Origin of the sequence: uncultured Sphingomonas sp., assembly GCF_937871615.1 — a bacterium.
Taxonomy (GTDB): domain Bacteria; phylum Pseudomonadota; class Alphaproteobacteria; order Sphingomonadales; family Sphingomonadaceae; genus Sphingomonas.
Window position 1 is genome coordinate 17779 of the sequence record NZ_CALMPA010000013.1, and the last position, 19463, is coordinate 37241.

Below are 19463 nucleotides of genomic sequence, written 5' to 3' on the forward strand. Positions count from 1 at the left end.
ATTTCCGAATGGCGCGTGTGGCGATCGTAACGGGCGGAACCCGAGGCATCGGTGAGGCGATCAGTGTCGCGTTGCGGGACAAGGGCATAACGGTCGCGGCGAACTATGCCGGCAATGACGAGCGCGCCCGCGAATTTACCGAGCGCACCGGGATACGGGCCTATAAATGGGATGTCGCCGATTATGACGCCTGCCAGCAGGGCTGCGCGACGGTGGCGGCGGAACTGGGCGAGATTGATATCGTCGTCAACAATGCCGGCATCACGCGCGATGGCACGATCCTCAAGATGACCTATGCGATGTGGCGCGAGGTGATGGACACCAATCTCGGCGGCTGCTTCAACATGGCCAAGGCGGTGTTTCCGGGGATGCGCGAGCGCAAATGGGGGCGGATCGTCAACATCGGCTCGATCAACGGGCAGGCCGGGCAATACGGCCAGGTGAATTACGCCGCCGCGAAATCGGGCATCCATGGCTTCACCAAGGCGCTGGCGCAGGAGGGCGCGCGCGCCGGCGTGACGGTCAACGCGATCGCGCCGGGCTATATCGACACCGATATGGTCGCCGCGGTGCCGGCGGAGGTGCTGGAGAAGATCGTCGCCAAGATTCCGGTCGGCCGGCTGGGGCAGGCGGCGGAAATCGCGCGCGGCGTGGCGTTCCTCTGTTCGGATGATGCCGGGTTCGTGACCGGATCGACGCTCAGCATCAACGGCGGGCAGCATATGTATTGACGGGCCGAGGCGCGTCGGCGCGGCGACGGCGCCGTTGCGCCATCGGCGCACGGCCCGGCACGGTCGGCGGGTCGCGCAGCGAACCCGTCCGACGACGCGGGATTCACTCCCGCGTCGCTGCCAGCCCCGCCACCGCACCGTCCCTCCCGCATCGACCGCGTTTGCGCTTTCCTGTACCTTCGCCCGATATGCCGAGCCGCTTCGACAATCTGACCAACCGCCGCGCGATCGTCGATCGCCGCGCGCTTTCCGATCGCCTCGCCGCGCTGGAAACCGCCGATCCGGCGACGCTGCGCCGCGCGGTGACGGCGCAGTTGAAGCAGGCGCTCGATGCGGGCCGGGCGGAGATCGCGCGCCGGTTGATCGAGCGCCCGTCGCGCGGGCTGGAAGCGGCGAACGCGCAGGCGTTCCTGATCGATCAGTTGCTGCGCGTGTTGTTCGATCTCGTCACCCAGCGGCTCTATCCGCTGAGCAACCCAACCGCAGCGGAGCGGCTCGCCCTGCTCGCGGTGGGCGGATACGGGCGCGGGGAGATGGCGCCGTTCTCCGATGTCGATATCGCCTTTCTCACGCCATGGAAGCAGACGCCATGGGCGGAGCAGGTGATCGAATCCATGCTCTATGTGCTGTGGGATCTGGGGCTGAAGCTCGGCCATTCCAGCCGCTCGCTGGACGAGATGGTGCGTCAGGCCAAAAGCGACGTGACGATCCGCACCGCGCTGCTCGAAGCGCGTTACGTCTGGGGTGATGAGGCGCTGGCGGACGAGGCCGCGCACCGTTTCAAGGCCGAGGTGCAGCGCGATACCGAGCGGCAGTTCGTCGCGGACAAGCTGGCCGAGCGCGATCAGCGCCACCTCAAGATGGGCGATACGCGCTATGTCGTCGAGCCCAATGTGAAAGAGGGCAAGGGCGGGATGCGCGATCTCCACGCTTTGTTCTGGATCGGCAAATATGTCTATGATGTCGATCGCGCGGCCAATCTGGTCGACAAGGGGCTGTTCACCCCGGCGGAATATCGCCTGTTCCACCGTGCCGACAATTTCCTGTGGGCGGTGCGCTGCCACCTGCATCTCGTCACTGGCCGGGCCGAGGATCGGCTGACCTTCGACGTGCAGCGCGAGATTGCGGATCGGATGCGCTTTTCGGACCGGCTGGGGAAATCCGGCGTCGAGCGTTTCATGCAATATTACTTCCTGCAGGCGAAGGCGGTGGGCACGTTGACCGGCGTGTTCCTCGCGCATCTCGATGAGTTGTTCGCGGCGCGCGGGCGGCGTTTCGGCCTGCCGACGATCAGGCGACGCCCGCGCAAGCTGGGCGGTTTCGTGCTCGATCGCGGGCGGCTGGCGTTGCCGAACGATGGTTTCTTCGCCGAAGACCCGGTGCGGCTGATCGAGATTTTCCAGCTCGCCGATCTGCATCGGCTGGAAATTCATCCGATGGCGATGCGCGCGGCGGCGCGCGATGCGAAGCTGGTCGACGAAATCAGGGACGATCCGCGCGCGAACGCGCTGTTCCTCGATCTGGTGGCCAGCCCACGTGATCCTGAGCTGGTGTTGCGCTGGATGAACGAGGCGGGGGTGTTCGGTCGCTTCGTGCCCGATTTCGGCCGCGTCGTGGCGCAGATGCAGTTCGACATGTATCACCATTACACCGTCGATGAGCATACGATCCGCGCGATCGGGTTGCTGAGCAGGATCGAGCGCGGCGATTTTATCGAAGAACATCCGCTGACGACCGCGATTTTCAAGCATATCGCGTCGCGGCGCGCGCTTTATGTCGCGGTGCTGCTTCACGATATCGCCAAGGGGCGCGGCGGCGATCATTCGGTGCTGGGCGCGCAGGTAGCCGAGCGGCTGTGCCCGCGTTTCGGGCTGACGCCGGCGGAGACGGAAAGCGTTGCCTGGCTCGTGCGCAATCACCTGCTGATGTCGGCGACGGCGTTCAAGCGCGACCTCGCCGATTTCAAGACCATCCTCGATTTCGCCGCGACCGTGCAGTCGCCCGAGCGGTTGCGGATGCTGCTGGCGCTCACCGTCGTCGATATCCGCGCGGTCGGCCCGGCGACGTGGAACGGCTGGAAGCGCCAGTTGCTCAACGATCTGTTCGAGGCGGCGGAGGAGGTGCTGCGGCTCGGCCACAAGCAGCGCGGGCGCGCGGAGCGGTTGGCCGAAAAACAGGCCAATCTCGCGCGGGCGCTGGATTGGGACGAAGCGACGCTGGCGCGTTTCGTCCGCCACATGCCGGAAGCCTATTGGATTGCCGAGCCGGAGGACGTGCTGGCGCATAACGCGCGGCTCATCACCGCGGCGGGCGATGCGCAACTGACGATCGAGGCGCAGGTTTATCCCGATCGCGGCGCGACACTGGTGACGGTTTACGCCGCCGACCATCCCGGCATCTTCTATCGCATCGCCGGCGCGATCCATCTTGCCGGCGGCAATATCATCGACGCGCGCATCCACACCACGCGCGATGGCATGGCGCTCGACAATTTCCTCGTGCAGGATCCGCTTGGCCGGCCATTCGACGAAGACGGTCAGCTAAACCGGCTGCGCACCGCGATCGAGGATGCGCTCGCCAATCGCGGCAAGCTCATCGACCGGCTGAAGGCGAAGCCGCTACCGCGCGTGCGCGCCGATGCCTTTCCGGTCGAGGCGAATGTGCTGGTGGATAATCATGCCTCGAACCGTTTCACCGTGATCGAGGTGAATGCGCGCGATCGACCGGCGTTGCTCAGCCAATTGGCGCACGCGCTGTTCCAGTCGAAGGTGACGATCCATTCCGCGCATGTCGCCACTTATGGCGCGCGCGCGGTGGATACCTTCTACCTGACCGATCTGACCGGGGACAAGATCAGCGCGGGCGCGCGGGTGAAGGCGCTGGAGCGGCGATTGTTGGATGCGGCGGCGGGGGTGACGAGCGAGCTGGCGGCGTGACCGTGGAGCGGTTGTCGATCCGATCGCATCGGATCGCCGCTCCCTATTCTTTTGTGTGTCGCGATTTCCGGGGCGGCAGGTGATTCCCCCTGCCTCGAAATCGCTCTGATCTCCCCTCCCCTTCAGGGGAGGGGGTGGGGGAAGTCTCACCGAGGCCGTCGCCCGCGGTTTATCGCCGCCCCACCCGAACCGCTCCCCTGAAGGGGAGGGGCTTCATCCACCTCACTTCGGCGCGATCACCATCAGCATCTGGCGGCCTTCCATGCGCGGATAGGCTTCCACCTTGGCGATTTCGGCGGTGGCTTCGGCGACCCGCTGGAGCACCGCCATGCCGATCTGCCCGTGGCTCAATTCGCGTCCACGGAAACGCATCGTCACCTTCACCTTGTCGCCGTCCTCAAGGAACTCGACGACCTTCTTCATCTTGGTGTCGTAATCGTGGTCGTCGATGTTGGGACGCATCTTGATCTCTTTGATCTCCTGCGTCTTCTGGGACTTGCGGGCGGCGTTCGCCTTTTTCTGCGCCTCGTACTTATACTTGCCGACATCGAGGAACTTCGCCACGGGCGGATCGGCGTTGGGCGAAACCTCGACGAGATCCAGCCCCACGTCACGGGCCTGCTCGATCGCCTCGCGCGTGTACATCACGCCAAGATTCTCGCCCTCATGGTCGATCACACGAACCTTGGGGCTCTGAATCCACTCGTTGAAACGGGGGCCATTCATCGGCGGCGCCTGCATCGGGCGGCGCATCATGGGCGGACGGATAGGTACTTCTCCTGCTGGTTCACTGCGCGTGATATAGGGCTTTCGCGGGCAAACCGGAAGATGCGAAACGGCCACACCTTGCCGGTCGCGATGATGTCACGCGAGGTCCGGCGCCATGCCCGCGTCGCGCAGCCGCTGGATCACGGCCGAAAGCGCCAGCACCTCCTGTTTCGCGCCTTCGCCGAGCGGGCGCAGCGCGACCGTACCCTCATCCGCCTCGCGCTTGCCGACGACGAGCAGATTGGGAACCTTGGCCAGGCTGTGCTCGCGCACCTTGTAGTTGATCTTCTCGTTGCGAAGATCGGTTTCGACGCGCAGGCCCGCCTTGCGCAATTCGGCGGCGACCTGTTCGGCATAATCGTCCGCATCGGAAACGATCGTCGCCACCACCGCCTGTACGGGTGCTAGCCATTGCGGCAGCCTGCCCGCGAAATGCTCCACCAGAATGCCGATGAACCGTTCGTAAGAGCCGAAGATCGCGCGGTGCAGCATCACCGGGCGATGGCGCTGGCCGTCCTCGGCGATATAGCTCGCGTCGAGCCGCTCGGGCAGCACGCGGTCAGACTGGATCGTGCCGACCTGCCACGTCCGCCCGATCGCGTCGGTCAGGTGCCATTCGAGCTTGGGTGCGTAGAAGGCGCCTTCGCCGGGTAGCTCCTCCCAGCCATATTCGGGCGTGTTGAGCCCCGCGGCGGCAACCGCGTCGCGCAGTTCGTTTTCCGCCTTGTCCCACATTTCGTCGCTGCCGAAGCGCTTGTCCGGGCGCAGCGCGAGCTTGATCGAATAGGTGAAGCCGAAATCCTTGTAGATGCGGTCGGCGAGGTTGCAGAACGCCTGCACCTCATCGACGATCTGATCCTCGCGGCAGAAGATATGCGCGTCGTCCTGCGTGAACTGGCGCACGCGCATCAGCCCGTGGAGCGCGCCGTGCGGCTCGTTGCGGTGGCAGCAGCCGTTTTCATAGAGGCGTAAAGGGAGGTCGCGATAGGATTTGATGCCCTGTTTGAAGATCAGGATATGCGCCGGGCAGTTCATCGGCTTCAGCGCCATCCACTCGGCCTTGTCCGAAACGATCGGGCCGTCATCCTCGGTGTTGGGCACCTCGTCTGGGATGACGAACATGTTCTCGCGATATTTGCCCCAATGGCCGGATTGTTCCCACTGGCGCGCGTCCATCACCTGTGGCGTCTTGACCTCGCGATAGCCCGCGCCGTCGATCGCGCGGCGCATATACGCCTCCAGTTCGCGCCAGATGATATAGCCCTTGGGGTGCCAGAAGACGCTGCCGTGCGCTTCGGCCTGGAGGTGGAACAGGTCCATCTCCTGCCCCAGCTTGCGGTGATCGCGCTTGGCGGCTTCCTCCAGCCGGAACAGATGCTGGTCGAGCTGCTTCTTGTTGAGCCAGCCGGTGCCATAGACGCGGCTCAGCATCGCGTTATTCTGGTCGCCGCGCCAATAGGCGCCCGAAACGCGCGTCAGCTTGAACGCCTGTGGATCGAGCTTGCCGGTGGAGGCAAGGTGCGGCCCCCGGCACATATCGAGCCAGTCGTCGCCCGACCAATAGACCGTCAGTTCCTCGTCGCCGGGCAGTTCGGCGGCCCATTCGGCCTTGAACGTCTCCCCCTGCTCCTTCCAGCGGCTGATGAGCTGCTCGCGCGTCCACACTTCGCGGCGCAGCGGCTTGTTCGCGGCGATGATCGCGCGCATCCGCTCCTCGATCACGGACAGGTCTTCTTCCGTGAAGGGGCGGTCCCTGGGCGCGAAATCGTAATAGAAGCCGTCGTCGGTGGATGGGCCGAAGGTGATTTGCGTGCCGGGGAACAATTCCTGCACCGCCTCCGCCAACACGTGTGCGAAATCGTGCCGCGCCAATTCCAGCGCGTCGGCTTCGTCGCGCGCGGTGACCAGCGCGAGCTGCGCGTCACGTTCGATCGGGCGATTGAGATCGCGCAACTCGCCATCGACCCGCGCGGCGAGCGCCGCCTTCGCCAGCCCCGGCCCGATCGCGGCGGCGACATCCGCGGGCGTCGTGCCGTGCGGCATCACGCGGACCGAGCCATCGGGCAGCGAGATCGAAATCATGTCGTTCATGTGAAGGCGTATCCTGTCGATTCACGCGGGCTTATGCACATCGCAGGCCCCGAGGGAAAGTTGCAGGAAACAGGGAAGGCCGGGCGCTTGCTCCTCCCCGTTTCCGGGAAGGCGCCTGAAGCGATCGTCAGCCGATACGCGTCAGGCCCCCCGGAAAACCGGGGGTAGTGCTAGTCTGGATGGATCGCGCGGCGCGGTTCATGCGTGTGCATATAGCGCGCGGGCGCGATGGCGACAACGGGCCTGCCTCCACCGGGGAGACAGGCCCGCGCCCTCGTTACACAACCGGAGGGTTCCCTCGATACGCAACGCGAGGGAAAGAGGTTTTCGGCTCAGCGGCAGTAACCGCGATTGCCGGATTTCTCGATCGCGCGGCCCGCCAGCGCGCCCGCGACGCCGCCGATCAGCGTGCCGCCCAGCCGGTCGCCACGCGTGTCGACCGTCCGGCCGAGCAGCCCGCCCGCCACCGCGCCGAGCACCGTGCCGGTGGTGCCGTCGGAGCAGCCGCGATCGCGATAGTGATAGCGCCGGTCGTCATAGCGCCGCGCGTCATAATCGCGATCGTAGCGACCGCGATCGTTATAGCCGTGGCCATAACCATTGCCGTAACCGTAGCCGTTGTAGCGCTGCGCCTCGGCGGCACTCGGGGCCAGCGTGGCCGCGCCGATGGAAAGGGCGACGGCGGCCAGTGAAAGCTTCTTGAACATTGTCTCGTCTCCCGTCCGAATTCCGGTCGAGCGCCGGTTTCCCGCCTCGACAAATGCGGATTGCCCGATCCGTGACGAACCGATCCTGAATGCGCTGGTTATCGACCGTTCAGGGTTGATGCGGCTATCGCGGGTGCAATGCGCCCGTTGCTGCTTTCGATTGTCGCCGTGCTGCTGGTGGTGCCGGGCTATGCCGGGATCGACCCGGTGGCGCGCCTCGCGCCCGGCGCGGAGGCGCGTCTTGAGCGTTATGTTCCGCCTGGCGGCTGGCCGGCGCGGATCGGGCGGCTGGAGCCGGTGGGGGCGATGGTGCTCGACAGCCCGGCGACCGGGTTCGGCGGGTTTTCCGCGCTCGCGCTGGCAGGCGGGCGCGCGACCTTGTTGAGCGATTCGGGCAATTGGCTGCGGCTGCGCATCGCGGGCGGGCGCCTCGTCTCCGGCGAAACCGGCGCGCTTGGCACGGGGCCGGGGCGCGGCTGGACGAAGGAGGATCGCGACAGCGAATCGCTTGCGGTCGATCCGGAAAGCGGCCGGGCATGGGTGGGGTTCGAGCGCGCCAACCAGATCTGGCGCTATGATTCGTCGTTGCAGCGTGGCGAGGCGCATCGCGCGCCGCGTGAAATGGCGCGGTGGTGGGAGAATGGCGGCGCCGAATCGCTCGCGCGTTTTCCCGATGGCGCTTTTGTCGCGATCGCCGAACGGTGGCGTGGGGCGACGCGCCCTGCGTTGCTGTTTCTCGGTGATCCGGCTGAGCGGGCGACGCGCATCGCCCGGTTCAGCTATCGCCCGCCCGCTGGATATGATCCAAGCGATGCTGCGGTGCTGCCGTCCGGTGATCTTGTCGTGCTCAACCGCCGGCATCATGGCTGGCTGCGTTTTTCGGCGAAGCTGGTGGTGGTGCCGCGTGCGGCGATTCGCGCGGGCGCGATTGTTGCGGGCCATGAGATCGCCACGCTCGCCGCGCCGATCATCGACGAGAATTGCGAGGGGTTGGCCGTCTCGCGCGAAAATGGCGCGACGATGCTGTGGCTCACCACCGATAACGATCAGATGGCGTTCAGGCGCACGTATCTGATGAAATTCCGGCTGCGCTGATCGTCATCTCGCGCAACGCCGAACGGCCCGCCCTCCGCTGGGGAGGACGGGCCGTGCGATTCGCAAACGGAAAATCGGTAAGAAGCGTCAGGCCGCGACGGCGGCGCGCTTCTTCACGATATCGCGCTTCAGGCGACGGGCGCGCAGCGACAGCTTCTCGTCGTTGGTCTTGACGAGCCAGTTGTCGAGGCCGCCATTGTGCTCGACCGAGCGCAGCCCATGGGTCGAGACGCGCAGGCGCACGCCCTTCTCCAGCGTATCGGAGATCAGCGTCACATTCTGCAGATTCGGCAGGAACGTCCGCTTGGTCTTGTTGTTGGCGTGGGAAACGTTGTTCCCCACCTGACGGCCCTTGCCGGTCAGTTCGCAGATGCGCGACATGATCTAATCCTGAATTTCGGTTGCCCGGAAAGAGCGCGCTCCTAGTCCGGGGGCGGCATTTCGTCAAGTCGTTGAGACTGGTTCGCCGCTGCATAAAACATTAGGCGAGGGCGATGTTCCCGCTGCCTCCCCCGATGCGCGCCGCGCTCGATGCCGCCGCCCATGCCGCGAGCGAGGGCGAGGTTCCCGTGGGCGCGGTGGTGATTCGCGATGGTGTGGTGATCGCCGCCGCCGCCAATGCGCCGCGGCGTTTGCGCGATCCCACCGCCCATGCCGAGATGCTGGCGATTCGCGCCGCCGCGCAGGCGCTGGGGCGCGATCGGCTGGAGGATTGCGATCTGTGGGTGACGCTGGAGCCGTGCGCGATGTGCGCCGGGGCGATCGCGCACGCCCGCATTGCGCGGCTCTATTATGGCGCGCCCGACCCCAAGGGCGGCGCGGTGGAGCATGGCGCGCGCTTCTTCACCCAGCGGACGTGCCACCACCGCCCGGAGATATTCGCCGGGATCGGCGATCGCGAGGCGGGCGAGCTGCTGCGCGATTTTTTCGCCGCGCGGCGTTAGGCCCGGTCGCGCCACCGCCGCGCCCCCGCGAGCGGCTTCCGCAAAGCCGGACCGGCAAAAATTCAATCCGCGCGCCGCCTGAGCAATGCCGATCGTTCGCACTGGCACACCATTTCGCCGCGCTGGTTGATGAGCTGGTGCGTGAAGGTGACGATCCCCGCATCGGGGCGCGACCGGCTTTCGCGCAAGGCGAGCACCTCGCTTGTCGCGCGCATCGTATCGCCGATGAACACGGGCTTGGGCATGACGAGCTTGTCGTAGCCGAGATTGGCGACGAGCGTGCCAAGCGTCGTATCGCCCACCGAGAGCCCCACCATCAGCGCGAAGGTGAAGGTGCCGTTGACGAGGATCTGGCCGAATTCGCTTGCCTTCGCCGCCTCCAGATCGAGGTGCAGCGGCTGCGGATTGTGTGTCATGGTCGAGAACAGCAGATTGTCCGTCTCGGTCACGGTGCGGCGGATCTCATGTTCGATCCGGTCACCGATCTGCCATTCGTCGAACCAGCGCCCGGCCATCATGCTTCTCCGTCGAAATGGAATTTGAATCCGGCATGGGATTTTTCCCAGCCGCGCTTTTCGTAGAAACGGTGCGCGTCGGCGCGCGTCAGCTTCGAGGTGAGTTGCACCATGCGGCAGTTGCGCGCGCGGCACCGCTCTACCGCCCAATCGACAAGTGCGCCGCCCAGCCCCTGGCCGCGCAGGTCGCTGGCGATCCGCACCGCCTCGATCTGCCCGCGCCAGGCCCCCTTGAATGAAAGGCCGGGGAGGTAGCTCAACTGGAGCGTGCCGATGATGCGCCCGCCCAGTTCGGCGACGATCAGCTCCTGATTCGGATCGGCCGCGATCGCGTCGAACGCCGCGAGATAGCCCGCGTCGAGCGGCAGCGACGCATCCTCGCGCCCCGCGCCGTTCACGTCATCGGCGAGCAGCGCGACGATCGCGGGCAGGTCCGCCATGGTGGCGACGCGAGGGGCAAGGCCGCTCACCCTTCCGCCCGCTCGATCCGCGCGAGCAGCGCGCCTTCGCTCACCTGTCCGCCGGTGGTGGCGTCGAGTTCGGCGACCGTCCCGTCGAACGGCGCGACGAGCGAATGCTCCATCTTCATCGCCTCCAGCGTGACGAGCTTCTGCCCCTTGGCGACGGTATCGCCCGCCGCGACCTCCACCGCGATGATGCGACCGGGCATGGGGGAGAGGATCGCGCCGTCGGCGGCGGTGCCGCTGGCAGCGCCCGATGCTCGTGGCAATTCGATCACGAATGCTGCACCGTCTTCGAAATAGGTGCGCCGTGGTCCGTCAATCACTGACACCCGAACGCTGTCGTGCCAAAGGGCTTCGTCGCCCACTTCGACTGTTTTTGGTTCCCCATCGACGCGCAGCCTCACCGCGCGCTGCTGGGGCGCGTTCAGACGAAAGCCGAACCGTGCCTGGACAAACTCCCGCGCCGGATTGTCCCATCCGCCCGGCATGGAATCATCATCGAACGCAAGGTCGTCCGCCGCATATTGCAGCAGGTCGTCCGAAGGCTGTGGTGCCGCGATCAGGCTATCCTGATGGTCGGCGATGAACGCGGTGGTGATATGGCCTTGCGCGAACTCCTGCCTGTCGAGGAGCCGCGCGAGAAACCAGGCGTTGGTCTTCACAGGCTCGCACTCGACTTCACGGCACGCGGTTGAAAGCTCGCTGATCGCTTCAGCGCGGGTTTCCGCCCAGCAGACCAGCTTGGCGATCATCGGATCGTAGAAGGTCGAGATCATGTCCCGTTCCTCAACCCCGGTTTCGATCCGCGCATCACCCGGCAAGGCAAGGTGATCCAGTCGCCCGGTCGACGGCAGAAACCCCTTCGCCGGATCTTCCGCATAGAGCCGCGCTTCCATCGCCCAGCCGTTGATCGACAATTCCTCCTGCCGCTTGGGCAGCGGCTCGCCACTCGCCACGCGGAGTTGCCATTCGACCAGATCGACGCCGGTGATCTCCTCTGTCACCGGGTGCTCCACCTGGAGCCGTGTGTTCATCTCCATGAACCAGATGCGGTCGGCGCGCAGGCCCTCGCTTGCGTCGGCGATGAACTCGATCGTGCCCGCGCCGAGATAATCCACCGCGCGCGCCGCCTGCACCGCCGCCGCGCAGATCGCCGCGCGGGTGTCCGCGTCCATGCCCGGCGCGGGGGCTTCCTCGATCACCTTCTGGTGGCGGCGCTGGAGCGAGCAATCGCGCTCGAACAGATGGACGACATTGCCGTGGGTGTCGCCGAACACCTGCACCTCGATATGGCGTGGGCTGAGGATGTATTTTTCCAGCAGTACGCGATCGTCGCCGAACGAGGATGCCGCCTCGCGCTGGCAGGAGAGGAGCGCATCGGCGAATTCCTCGGTCCGCTCGACGCGGCGCATTCCCTTGCCGCCGCCGCCCGCCACCGCCTTGATGAGCACGGGATAGCCGATCGCGTCGGCCTCCGCCCGGAGCCGCTCGGGCGACTGATCCTCGCCGAGATAGCCCGGCGTAGTCGGCACGCCCGCTTCCTGCATCAGCTTCTTGGCGGCATCTTTCAGCCCCATCGCGCGGATGCTGGCGGGTTTGGGGCCGACCCAGATCAGCCCCGCGTCGATCACCGCGGCTGCGAAATCCGTGTTTTCGGAAAGGAAGCCATAGCCGGGGTGGATGGCCTGTGCGCCCGTCGCCAGCGCGGCGGCGATGATCCGTTCGCCGACCAGATAGCTTTCGCGCGCCGGCGATGGGCCGATATGCACCGCCTCGTCCGCCTGGCGCACGTGCAGCGCGTTCGCATCGGCATCGGAATGGACCGCGACGGTGCGGATGCCCATCGCGCGCGCGGTGCGGATGATGCGGCAGGCGATCTCGCCGCGATTGGCGATCAGGAGCGAGGTTATCATGCGGCGGGGCATCCTGTTGTCCGCTGGGTCCAGGTGATGTTGAAGATCTTCCACTGGCCGCCCTCGCGCACGAGATCGAAATGATCGACCCCGCAGTGCGCGACCTTGCCGTCGACCGTCGCGACATAGTCGCTCCAGATCATCGCGATATCGCCGTCGATCTCGACCGCCGGATTGGTGAGCCGCTCCACGAAAGGCGGGCCGCTGTCCGCGATGCCGCCGACGAACTGCTGCCAGGTCAGGTGGCGATAGGCGCGCGTGCCGTCAGCCTTCTCCACCACCGCCTGCGCCGCGCCGTCGGGGCGAAAAAAGCTGAGCGCCCTTGCCTTGTCGCGCGCGGTGAGCGCCCGGAACAGATTGTCAGCGACGGCGAGCACCTCCTGTTCCTCGGCGGGCGGGGGCAGCGCGGTGCCCTTCACGATCGGGGCGACGGGGGTGATCTGGAGCAGCAGGGCAAGGAGCGGCGCGATCATGGTTTGTCCAATCACATGCGGAACACGCCGAAGCGCGGGGCTTCGGGGATCGGGGCGTTGAGCGTCGCGGCGAGCGCGAGGCCGAGCACGTCGCGGGTCTGCGCCGGATCGACGATCCCGTCGTCCCACAAGCGCGCGGTGGCGTGCCAGGGATTGCCCTCATCCTCGTAACGCTGGCGGATCGGCGCCTTGAAGCCTTCCGCCTCCTCGGGCGACCATTTGTCGGCGTCGCGGTGGACGGTGGCGAGCACGCTCGCCGCCTGCTCGCCGCCCATCACGCTGATCCGGCTGTTCGGCCAGGTGAACAGGAAACGCGGCGAATAGGCGCGCCCGCACATGCCGTAATTGCCAGCACCAAAGCTGCCGCCGATCAGGATCGTGATCTTGGGCACGGTGGCGGTGGCGACGGCGGTGACGAGTTTCGCGCCATGCTTGGCGATCCCTTCCGCCTCATATTTGCCGCCGACCATGAAGCCGGAGATATTCTGGAGGAACAGGAGGGGCACGCGCCGCTGGCACGCCAGTTCGATGAAATGCGCGCCCTTCTGCGCGGATTCGCTGAACAGCACGCCGTTGTTGGCGAGGATCGCGACCGGCATCCCCCAGATGTGCGCGAAGCCGCAGACGAGGCTGGAGCCATAGAGCGCCTTGAACTCGTGGAACTCCGATGCGTCCACCAGCCGCGCGATCACCTCATGCACGTCATAAGGCGCGCGCACGTCCTGCGGCACGATCCCGTACAATTCCTCCGCCGCGAATTTCGGCGGGCGAGGGCTGCGCTGGTTGATGCTCGCGGGCGCCTGTGGCTGGAGCGTGGAGACGATATCGCGCACGATCGTCAGCGCATGTTCGTCATTTTCCGCGACATGATCGACCACGCCGGATTTGCGGCCATGCGTATCCGCCCCGCCCAGTTCCTCGGCGGAGATTTCTTCGCCCGTCGCCGCCTTCACCAATGGCGGCCCGGCGAGGAAGATCGTGCCCTGATTGCGCACGATCACCGTTTCGTCCGACATGGCGGGCACATATGCGCCCCCGGCGGTGCAACTGCCCATCACGCAGGCGATCTGGGGAATGCCCTTCGCCGACATGTTCGCCTGGTTGAAGAAGATGCGCCCGAAATGCTCGCGATCGGGGAACACCTCGGCCTGGTGGGGCAGGTTCGCCCCGCCCGAATCGACGAGATAGATACACGGCAGCCGATTCTCCTCGGCGATCTCCTGCGCGCGCAGATGCTTCTTCACGGTGAGGGGATAATAAGTGCCGCCCTTCACGGTCGCATCGTTGCACACGATCATGCACTGGCGGCCCGAAACACGGCCGATGCCCGCGATTATTCCCGCGCCGGGCACTTCGCCGCCGTACAGATCGTTGGCGGCAAGCTGGCCGATCTCAAGGAACGGCGAGCCGGGATCGAGCAGCCGCTCGACGCGATCGCGGGGCAAGAGCTTGCCGCGCGCGGTGTGGCGCTCGCGGCTCTTGTCGTTGCCGCCGAGCGCGGCTTTCGCCACATCGCCGCGCAATTTCTCCGCCAGGGCGCGATTATGCGCCGCATTGGCGCGGAAATCGGCGCTCTCCGGCGACAATCTGGTGTCGAGGACGGGGGCGCTCACGCCGCCCCCACCAGTTCGCGGCCCACCAGCATCCGGCGAATCTCGTTCGTGCCGGCGCCGATATCGAGCAGCTTGGCGTCGCGCCAGTATCGCTCGACCGGCCAGTCCTTGGTATAACCCGCGCCGCCCAGCGCCTGGATCGCTTCGCCCGCCACCTTCACCGCGCTTTCGGACGCGAGCAGGATCGCGCCCGCCGCGTCGAACCGGGTGGTGCGCCCGGCGTCACACGCCTTCGCCACGGCATAGACATAGGCGCGCGCCGAATTGAGCGCGACATACATGTCCGCCACCTTGGCCTGCATCAGCTGGAAGCTGCCGATGGCTTTGCCGAACTGCTGGCGCTCGCGCACATAAGGCAGGACGACATCGAGGCACGCCTGCATGATGCCGAGCTGGATGCCGGAAAGCACGACGCGTTCGTAATCGAGGCCGCTCATCAGCACGCCCACGCCGCCGTTCTCCGGCCCCATCACATTCTCGTCGGGCACGAAGCAATCGTCGAACAATAGTTCCGCGGTCGGCGAGCCGCGCATCCCCAGCTTGTCGATCTTCTGCCCGATGCCGAAACCGGCGAAATCCTTCTCGATCAGAAAGGCGGTGATCCCGCGCGATCCCGCGTCGGGCGTGGATTTGGCATAGACGACCAGCGTGTCGGCATAAGCGGCGTTGGTGATCCAGAATTTGGTGCCGTTGAGCCGCCACCCGCCGTCGACGCGATCCGCGCGCAGCTTCATCGACACCACGTCCGATCCGGCGGACGCCTCCGACATGGCGAGGCTGCCGACATGCTCGCCCGAAACGAGCCTGGGCAGATATTTCGCTTTCTGTTCGGGATTGCCCCAGCGGCGGATCTGATTGACGCACAGATTGGAATGGGCGCCATAGGAAAGGCCGATCGACGCGGAGGCGCGGCTCACTTCCTCGACGGCGACGACATGATCGAGATAGCCGAGCGCCAGCCCGCCATATTCCTCCTCCACCGTGATGCCATGCAGGCCCAGCGCCCCCATCTCGGGCCACAGGTGGCGCGGGAAGCTGTCATCGCGGTCGATCTCGGCGGCGATCGGGGCGATCCGGTCGGCGGCGAAGCGCCGCGTCGTCTCACGGATCATGTCGGCGGTCTCGCCGAGTGAATGCAGGTCGTCCACCGTCTTTCCTCTCGCCTTGAATATGGCCTGTTTAGCGGCCCGGTGACCGCGAGGAAAATTGAAACGGCGCGCGGCATATCATAGATGGCGCCTATGATTGACCGCTATCTGCTGCGTTATTTCCTTGCGGTGATCGACCAGGGCAATTTCTCGCGCGCCGCCGCCGCGTGTAATGTGTCGCAACCGACGCTCTCCGCCGGAATCGCCAAGCTGGAGGCGTCGCTCGGGCGGCAATTGTTCTCCCGCACCAACCGTCGCGTGGAACTGACCGAGGCCGGCGCGCGGCTCGTCGCCCGCGCGCGGCGGATCGAGGCGGAGTTTGCGCTGGCCGAGCGCGAGGCGGGGGCGGCGCGGGTCGCGGGGCGCTTGCGGATCGGGGTGCTGGCGAGCGCGCCGACGCGGTGGATCGCGGCGTTCGTCGCGTCGCTGCCGCGTGATGGCGATGAGGTGGAGTTGGTCGAGGGACGTGAGCGTGAGCTGGTCGATCGCCTGACGCGCGGGCGGATTGACGTGGCGCTGGGCATCCTGCGCGGCAACCCGCGCTTCGCGGGGGTGTCGATCCTGCGCGAACCCTATCTGATGGCGCTATCCGCCGCGCATCCGCTGAGCGGGCGCGACGAGATCGCCGCCGAGGAGCTGGTGGATGAGCCGATGATCGTGCGCCGGCATTGCGAGTTGCTCGGTGAGACGAGCCGGCATTTCACCGCGCGCGGGGTGCGCCCGTTCTTTCCCGCGCGCACCACCAGCGACGATCGCGCGCACGCGCTGGTTGCCGCCGGGCTGGGGGTAACCGTGGCTCCGGCCTCGTTCGGGGGCGAGGGGGTGACGATGCGCCCGCTCACCGAGTTCGATCATGTGCGCGAACTCGGGCTGCTCGCCGCCGATGCCGCGTTGCTCGCGCATCCGCTGGCCCGGCGGCTGGCGGCGGCGGTGGAGAGCGGGCGCTGACGGGCGGTCCGGGTCAGCCGATATCGCTCTGCGCGATCGGCACGATCTTGATCTCGACGCGGCGATTCTGCGCGCGGCCTTCCTCGGTCTCGTTCGATGCGATCGGCTGGGTCATGCCAAAGCCGCGAGTCGCGACGCGCGCCGCCTGCACCCCGCGCGATTCGAGATAGAGCGCCACCGCCGCCGCGCGCCGCTCGGACAGGCCCTGGTTGTACGTGGCGCTGCCGGTCGAATCGGTGTGGCCGTACACGTCGACATAGGTGCGGCTGTTCTGCGGATCGGAAAGCACGCCGGCCACCTTGTCGAGCGTCTGCTGGAACCGCGGCTCGACCATTGCGCTGTTATGCGCGAAATTCACGCCCGACGGGATATTGAGCAACAGATCGTCGCCCTGGCGGATCACCTGCACGTCGGTGCCGGCGGTGCGCTGGCGCAATTCGCGCTCCTGCTTGTCCATATAGGCGCCGATCGCCGCCCCCGCGACGCCGCCGATCCCGGCGCCGACGATCTTTTCCGTGCGATCATGGCGACCGCCTACGAGATCGCCGAGCAGATAGCCGCCGAGCGCGCCGCCGATGCCGCCGATCGCGGTTTTGGAAAGGCGCTGCTGGCCGGTCTCGGGATCGGTGGTGCAGGCGGCGGTCGTCATGGCTAGCGCGGCCAGCGCGGCACCGGCGGCGATTTTCGAACGAAAAGTCATCATGCTCCCTTGTGCCTTCGTATTTCGCGGGATGAAACCACGCATCCGGCGCCTTGTTCCGCCTTCGTGATGAACCGGGGATGACAACAACGGTTGTCGTCGCGGCCTTTTGCCGTCAAGAGATGCGGCGATCATGTTACCGCCGTTCCCCTGGATCGACGTCCTTATCATCCTTGCGCTGGTGGCGCTCAACGGCGTTTTCGCGATGAGCGAACTGGCGATCGTCTCCGCGCGCAAGGCGCGGCTGGAAGCGATGGCGCGCACGGGCAAGCGTGGCGCGCGCGCCGCCGCCGCGCTTGCCAATGACCCCGGCAAGTTCCTGTCCACAGTGCAGATCGGCATCACGCTGATCGGCGTGCTGGCGGGCGCCTATTCGGGCGCGAGCCTCGGCCACCCCACCGCCGCGCGGCTGGAGGCGATGGGGCTGGGCCACCATCTGGCGGAAAGCGCCGGATTCGCGCTGGTGATCGGCCTCACCACCTTCGCCTCGCTGATCGTCGGCGAACTGGTGCCGAAGCAGATCGCGCTGCGCTCGCCCGAGCCGATCGCCGCGATCGTCGCGGTGCCAATGATGTGGCTCGCGGTGGCCGCCAAGCCGATCGTGTGGCTGCTCGATTCGACCAGCGGGCTCGTCTTCAGGCTGCTGCGCCTGAACCGGGAGAGCGAGGATCAGGTGACGGCGGAGGAACTTCACCTGATCGTGGCGGAGGCATCCAAATCAGGCGTGATCGAGGAACATGAACGCTCGATCATCTCCGGCGTGGTGCGGCTGGCGGATCGCCCGGTGCGCGAGGTGATGACGCCGCGCACCGAGGTCGATTGGCTCGATGTCGGGCTGGATGACGCGGGCATCCGGGCGCGGCTGCTCGCCAATTCACACAGCCGGTTGCCCGTGGCGGAAGGGTCAATCGACGCGGTGATCGGCGTGGTGCAATCGCGCGACATCGCCGCTGCGCTGTTCCGTGGCGAGACGCTCGATCTGGCGAAGCTGGTGCGCAAGGCGCCGGTGGTGATCGACCAGATCGACGCGATGGACGCGCTCGACGCGTTGCGCCGGGCAGAGGTGCCGATGGCGCTGATCCACGACGAATATGGGCATTTCGAGGGGATCGTCACACCCGCCAATCTGCTCGCCGCGATCGCCGGGGAGTTTGTTTCGGATGCGGATGGGGAGGATGGCCCCTCGATCGTCGAGCGCGAGGATGGCTCGCTGCTCGTTGCCGGCACGATGGCGGCGGACGTGCTGGCCGAGCGGCTCGGCATAGATCTGCCCGAAGACCGCGATTACGCCACCGTGGCCGGGCTGGTGCTCGCCGCGCTTCGGCACCTGCCGACGGAGGGCGAGAGCTTCGTCGAACAGGGCTGGCGCTTCGAGGTGGTCGATCTCGACGGGCGGCGCATCGACAAGCTGCTGCTGAGCCCGGTCTGATCCCCTGCCTAACCCGCGGTACGTGCGCGGATCGCCGCGAACGCGGCCTCCATCTCGTCGATCGAGCGCCGCGCGACCGGATGAAGCAGCGCGCGCGCGAAATAGTTCGCGACATGCCCGCGTTCGGTGACCGCCGCCCAGGTGGCCGCGACGGGATCAATCAGCCGCGCAAGACCAAGCACCGGCACCAGCGCGCAATCGGCGAGCGTGGCGCTGGCGCCGGGGCCGGCGGGGATCAGCCGATCAAGCGCATCCAGCCCGAGCGCGATCGTCGCGCGGGCGGCGGCGACAACCTCGGGCGCATCGCCACGACGGAAGACGATATGCGCCATGATCGGCCGCAGCCCGACCGCGATTTCGCCCACCGCCAGCGCCTCCAGCTCACGCGCGCGGGCGCGCGCCAGCGGATTACCGGGCAACAGCGCCGGCCCATCGAGCGCATCATCAATATAGCCGGTGATCGCGGCCGATTCGCACAGATGCTCGCCGCTATCCATTTCGAGCACGGGAACGCGCCCCATCGGGCTGATCGCGCGAAATTCGCTGGATTGCATACCCCCGCCGGGTGGCGGCAGCACGGCGATCTCATGCCCTTTGGTGCGGGCCGCCATCAGCACGCGCTGGACGAAGGGAGAGGCGAGCGAACCGTAGATATGCATATCTTCTCCTTCCCTCCGCCCGGCCGGGTCAGTTCATGCCCAGCGCCTGACGGTATAGCTCCAGCAGCGCGTCGGCTTCATCGCGCGCATGTTTTTCCATCTTGCGCAGGCGGACGATGGCACGGATCGTCTTTCCATCGAAGCCGGTCGACTTGGCTTCAGTATAAACGTCGCGGATGTCGTCGGCGAACGCTTTCTTCTCCTCCTCCAGCCGCTCGATGCGTTCGATGAACTGGCGCAGCTGCTCGGCGGAAACATTGTCGGTCATGAATCACTCCAGTCGGAAAATCGCCCCGCGATAAGGGGCAAAACCGCCGAGGACAACGCCG

The 19463-nt window shown here is 66.3% G+C and carries 19 protein-coding genes; 6 read left to right on the forward strand and 13 right to left on the reverse strand.

The genetic code is table 11. The annotated features are described in order from the left end of the window. Positions 1 to 8 precede the first annotated feature (8 nt). Positions 9 to 731: an acetoacetyl-CoA reductase gene (gene phbB / locus Q0316_RS02350; RefSeq protein ID WP_298669135.1), complete on the forward strand. Its 723-nt coding sequence runs from the start codon at positions 9 to 11 to the stop codon at positions 729 to 731. Between the two features lie 188 nt (positions 732 to 919). After that, positions 920 to 3667: a [protein-PII] uridylyltransferase gene (locus Q0316_RS02355; RefSeq protein ID WP_298669137.1), complete on the forward strand. Its 2748-nt coding sequence runs from the start codon at positions 920 to 922 to the stop codon at positions 3665 to 3667. A 222-nt stretch (positions 3668 to 3889) separates the two neighbouring features. On the opposite strand, the gene infC is transcribed toward Q0316_RS02355, so the two are convergent. From infC to Q0316_RS02370, 3 genes are all read right to left on the reverse strand, one after another. Next, on the reverse strand, positions 3890 to 4423 hold the full coding sequence (gene infC, locus Q0316_RS02360) for a translation initiation factor IF-3 (RefSeq protein WP_298669141.1): 534 nt from the start codon (positions 4421 to 4423) through the stop codon (positions 3890 to 3892). Between the two features lie 108 nt (positions 4424 to 4531). Next, positions 4532 to 6526, reverse strand: a complete 1995-nt coding sequence (gene thrS / locus Q0316_RS02365) for a threonine--tRNA ligase (RefSeq protein ID WP_298669144.1) — start codon at positions 6524 to 6526, stop codon at positions 4532 to 4534. 332 nt (positions 6527 to 6858) lie between these two features. Continuing rightward, entirely contained in the window at positions 6859 to 7233 is a 375-nt protein-coding gene (locus Q0316_RS02370; protein WP_298669147.1) for a glycine zipper 2TM domain-containing protein, read from the reverse strand. Positions 7234 to 7371: 138 nt separating this feature from the next. Between Q0316_RS02370 and Q0316_RS02375 the strand changes: the two genes are divergently transcribed. Continuing rightward, positions 7372 to 8328 (forward strand): esterase-like activity of phytase family protein, encoded by a 957-nt coding sequence (locus tag Q0316_RS02375; RefSeq protein ID WP_298669150.1) that lies wholly within the window; start codon positions 7372 to 7374, stop codon positions 8326 to 8328. Positions 8329 to 8415: 87 nt separating this feature from the next. Here Q0316_RS02375 and rpmB read toward each other — a convergent pair whose 3' ends face one another. Then, entirely contained in the window at positions 8416 to 8709 is a 294-nt protein-coding gene (rpmB, locus tag Q0316_RS02380) for a 50S ribosomal protein L28 (protein WP_298669153.1), read from the reverse strand. A gap of 134 nt (positions 8710 to 8843) precedes the next feature. Here rpmB and Q0316_RS02385 point away from each other — a divergent pair, with 134 nt between their 5' ends. Further along, positions 8844 to 9272, forward strand: a complete 429-nt coding sequence (locus Q0316_RS02385; protein WP_298669404.1) for a nucleoside deaminase — start codon at positions 8844 to 8846, stop codon at positions 9270 to 9272. Positions 9273 to 9334: 62 nt separating this feature from the next. On the opposite strand, the gene Q0316_RS02390 is transcribed toward Q0316_RS02385, so the two are convergent. From Q0316_RS02390 to Q0316_RS02415, 6 genes are read right to left on the reverse strand one after another with little or no spacing between them, the layout of a single operon-like run. Next, entirely contained in the window at positions 9335 to 9787 is a 453-nt protein-coding gene (locus Q0316_RS02390; protein WP_298669156.1) for a MaoC family dehydratase, read from the reverse strand. After that, on the reverse strand, positions 9787 to 10257 hold the full coding sequence (locus Q0316_RS02395; protein ID WP_298669159.1) for a GNAT family N-acetyltransferase: 471 nt from the start codon (positions 10255 to 10257) through the stop codon (positions 9787 to 9789). Before Q0316_RS02395 ends, Q0316_RS02390 begins: the two co-directional genes overlap by 1 nt. Further along, entirely contained in the window at positions 10254 to 12164 is a 1911-nt protein-coding gene (locus Q0316_RS02400; RefSeq protein WP_298669162.1) for a biotin carboxylase N-terminal domain-containing protein, read from the reverse strand. Before Q0316_RS02400 ends, Q0316_RS02395 begins: the two co-directional genes overlap by 4 nt. Next, entirely contained in the window at positions 12161 to 12637 is a 477-nt protein-coding gene (locus tag Q0316_RS02405; RefSeq protein WP_298669166.1) for a nuclear transport factor 2 family protein, read from the reverse strand. Before Q0316_RS02405 ends, Q0316_RS02400 begins: the two co-directional genes overlap by 4 nt. An 11-nt stretch (positions 12638 to 12648) precedes the next feature. Beyond that, positions 12649 to 14250: a carboxyl transferase domain-containing protein gene (locus tag Q0316_RS02410; RefSeq protein WP_298669169.1), complete on the reverse strand. Its 1602-nt coding sequence runs from the start codon at positions 14248 to 14250 to the stop codon at positions 12649 to 12651. After that, positions 14247 to 15362, reverse strand: coding sequence for an isovaleryl-CoA dehydrogenase (locus Q0316_RS02415; RefSeq protein WP_298669406.1), 1116 nt, complete (start codon positions 15360 to 15362; stop codon positions 14247 to 14249). Before Q0316_RS02415 ends, Q0316_RS02410 begins: the two co-directional genes overlap by 4 nt. A gap of 129 nt (positions 15363 to 15491) precedes the next feature. On the opposite strand from Q0316_RS02415, the gene Q0316_RS02420 reads away from it, so the two are divergent. Then, positions 15492 to 16346, forward strand: coding sequence for a LysR family transcriptional regulator (locus tag Q0316_RS02420; protein WP_298669172.1), 855 nt, complete (start codon positions 15492 to 15494; stop codon positions 16344 to 16346). Between the two features lie 13 nt (positions 16347 to 16359). Here Q0316_RS02420 and Q0316_RS02425 read toward each other — a convergent pair whose 3' ends face one another. Next, positions 16360 to 17046: an OmpA family protein gene (locus Q0316_RS02425; RefSeq protein WP_298669175.1), complete on the reverse strand. Its 687-nt coding sequence runs from the start codon at positions 17044 to 17046 to the stop codon at positions 16360 to 16362. 133 nt (positions 17047 to 17179) lie between these two features. On the opposite strand from Q0316_RS02425, the gene Q0316_RS02430 reads away from it, so the two are divergent. Beyond that, the gene (locus tag Q0316_RS02430) at positions 17180 to 18475 is read left to right on the forward strand and encodes a hemolysin family protein (protein ID WP_298669180.1); all 1296 of its coding nucleotides are present in this window, start codon (positions 17180 to 17182) and stop codon (positions 18473 to 18475) included. 8 nt (positions 18476 to 18483) lie between these two features. Here the strand turns inward: Q0316_RS02430 and Q0316_RS02435 are convergent, their stop codons facing one another. Continuing rightward, the gene (locus Q0316_RS02435) at positions 18484 to 19134 is read right to left on the reverse strand and encodes a glutathione S-transferase family protein (protein WP_298669183.1); all 651 of its coding nucleotides are present in this window, start codon (positions 19132 to 19134) and stop codon (positions 18484 to 18486) included. 28 nt (positions 19135 to 19162) lie between these two features. Beyond that, positions 19163 to 19402, reverse strand: a complete 240-nt coding sequence (locus Q0316_RS02440; RefSeq protein ID WP_298669186.1) for a DUF2312 domain-containing protein — start codon at positions 19400 to 19402, stop codon at positions 19163 to 19165. Positions 19403 to 19463: the final 61 nt, after the last annotated feature.

Coding starts and splice junctions, on each gene's coding strand:
- Q0316_RS02440 (WP_298669186.1), bottom strand. CDS start 19,402: ATGACCGACAATGTTTCCGCCGAGCAGCTGCGCCAGTTCATCGAACGC.
- Q0316_RS02355 (WP_298669137.1), top strand. CDS start 920: ATGCCGAGCCGCTTCGACAATCTGACCAACCGCCGCGCGATCGTCGAT.
- Q0316_RS02425 (WP_298669175.1), bottom strand. CDS start 17,046: ATGACTTTTCGTTCGAAAATCGCCGCCGGTGCCGCGCTGGCCGCGCTA.
- Q0316_RS02415 (WP_298669406.1), bottom strand. CDS start 15,362: ATGATCCGTGAGACGACGCGGCGCTTCGCCGCCGACCGGATCGCCCCG.
- Q0316_RS02430 (WP_298669180.1), top strand. CDS start 17,180: ATGTTACCGCCGTTCCCCTGGATCGACGTCCTTATCATCCTTGCGCTG.
- Q0316_RS02370 (WP_298669147.1), bottom strand. CDS start 7,233: ATGTTCAAGAAGCTTTCACTGGCCGCCGTCGCCCTTTCCATCGGCGCG.
- rpmB (WP_298669153.1), bottom strand. CDS start 8,709: ATGTCGCGCATCTGCGAACTGACCGGCAAGGGCCGTCAGGTGGGGAAC.
- Q0316_RS02390 (WP_298669156.1), bottom strand. CDS start 9,787: ATGGCCGGGCGCTGGTTCGACGAATGGCAGATCGGTGACCGGATCGAA.
- Q0316_RS02400 (WP_298669162.1), bottom strand. CDS start 12,164: ATGATAACCTCGCTCCTGATCGCCAATCGCGGCGAGATCGCCTGCCGC.
- infC (WP_298669141.1), bottom strand. CDS start 4,423: ATGATGCGCCGCCCGATGCAGGCGCCGCCGATGAATGGCCCCCGTTTC.
- phbB (WP_298669135.1), top strand. CDS start 9: ATGGCGCGTGTGGCGATCGTAACGGGCGGAACCCGAGGCATCGGTGAG.
- thrS (WP_298669144.1), bottom strand. CDS start 6,526: ATGAACGACATGATTTCGATCTCGCTGCCCGATGGCTCGGTCCGCGTG.
- Q0316_RS02385 (WP_298669404.1), top strand. CDS start 8,844: ATGCGCGCCGCGCTCGATGCCGCCGCCCATGCCGCGAGCGAGGGCGAG.
- Q0316_RS02405 (WP_298669166.1), bottom strand. CDS start 12,637: ATGATCGCGCCGCTCCTTGCCCTGCTGCTCCAGATCACCCCCGTCGCC.
- Q0316_RS02375 (WP_298669150.1), top strand. CDS start 7,372: ATGCGCCCGTTGCTGCTTTCGATTGTCGCCGTGCTGCTGGTGGTGCCG.
- Q0316_RS02420 (WP_298669172.1), top strand. CDS start 15,492: ATGATTGACCGCTATCTGCTGCGTTATTTCCTTGCGGTGATCGACCAG.
- Q0316_RS02435 (WP_298669183.1), bottom strand. CDS start 19,134: ATGCATATCTACGGTTCGCTCGCCTCTCCCTTCGTCCAGCGCGTGCTG.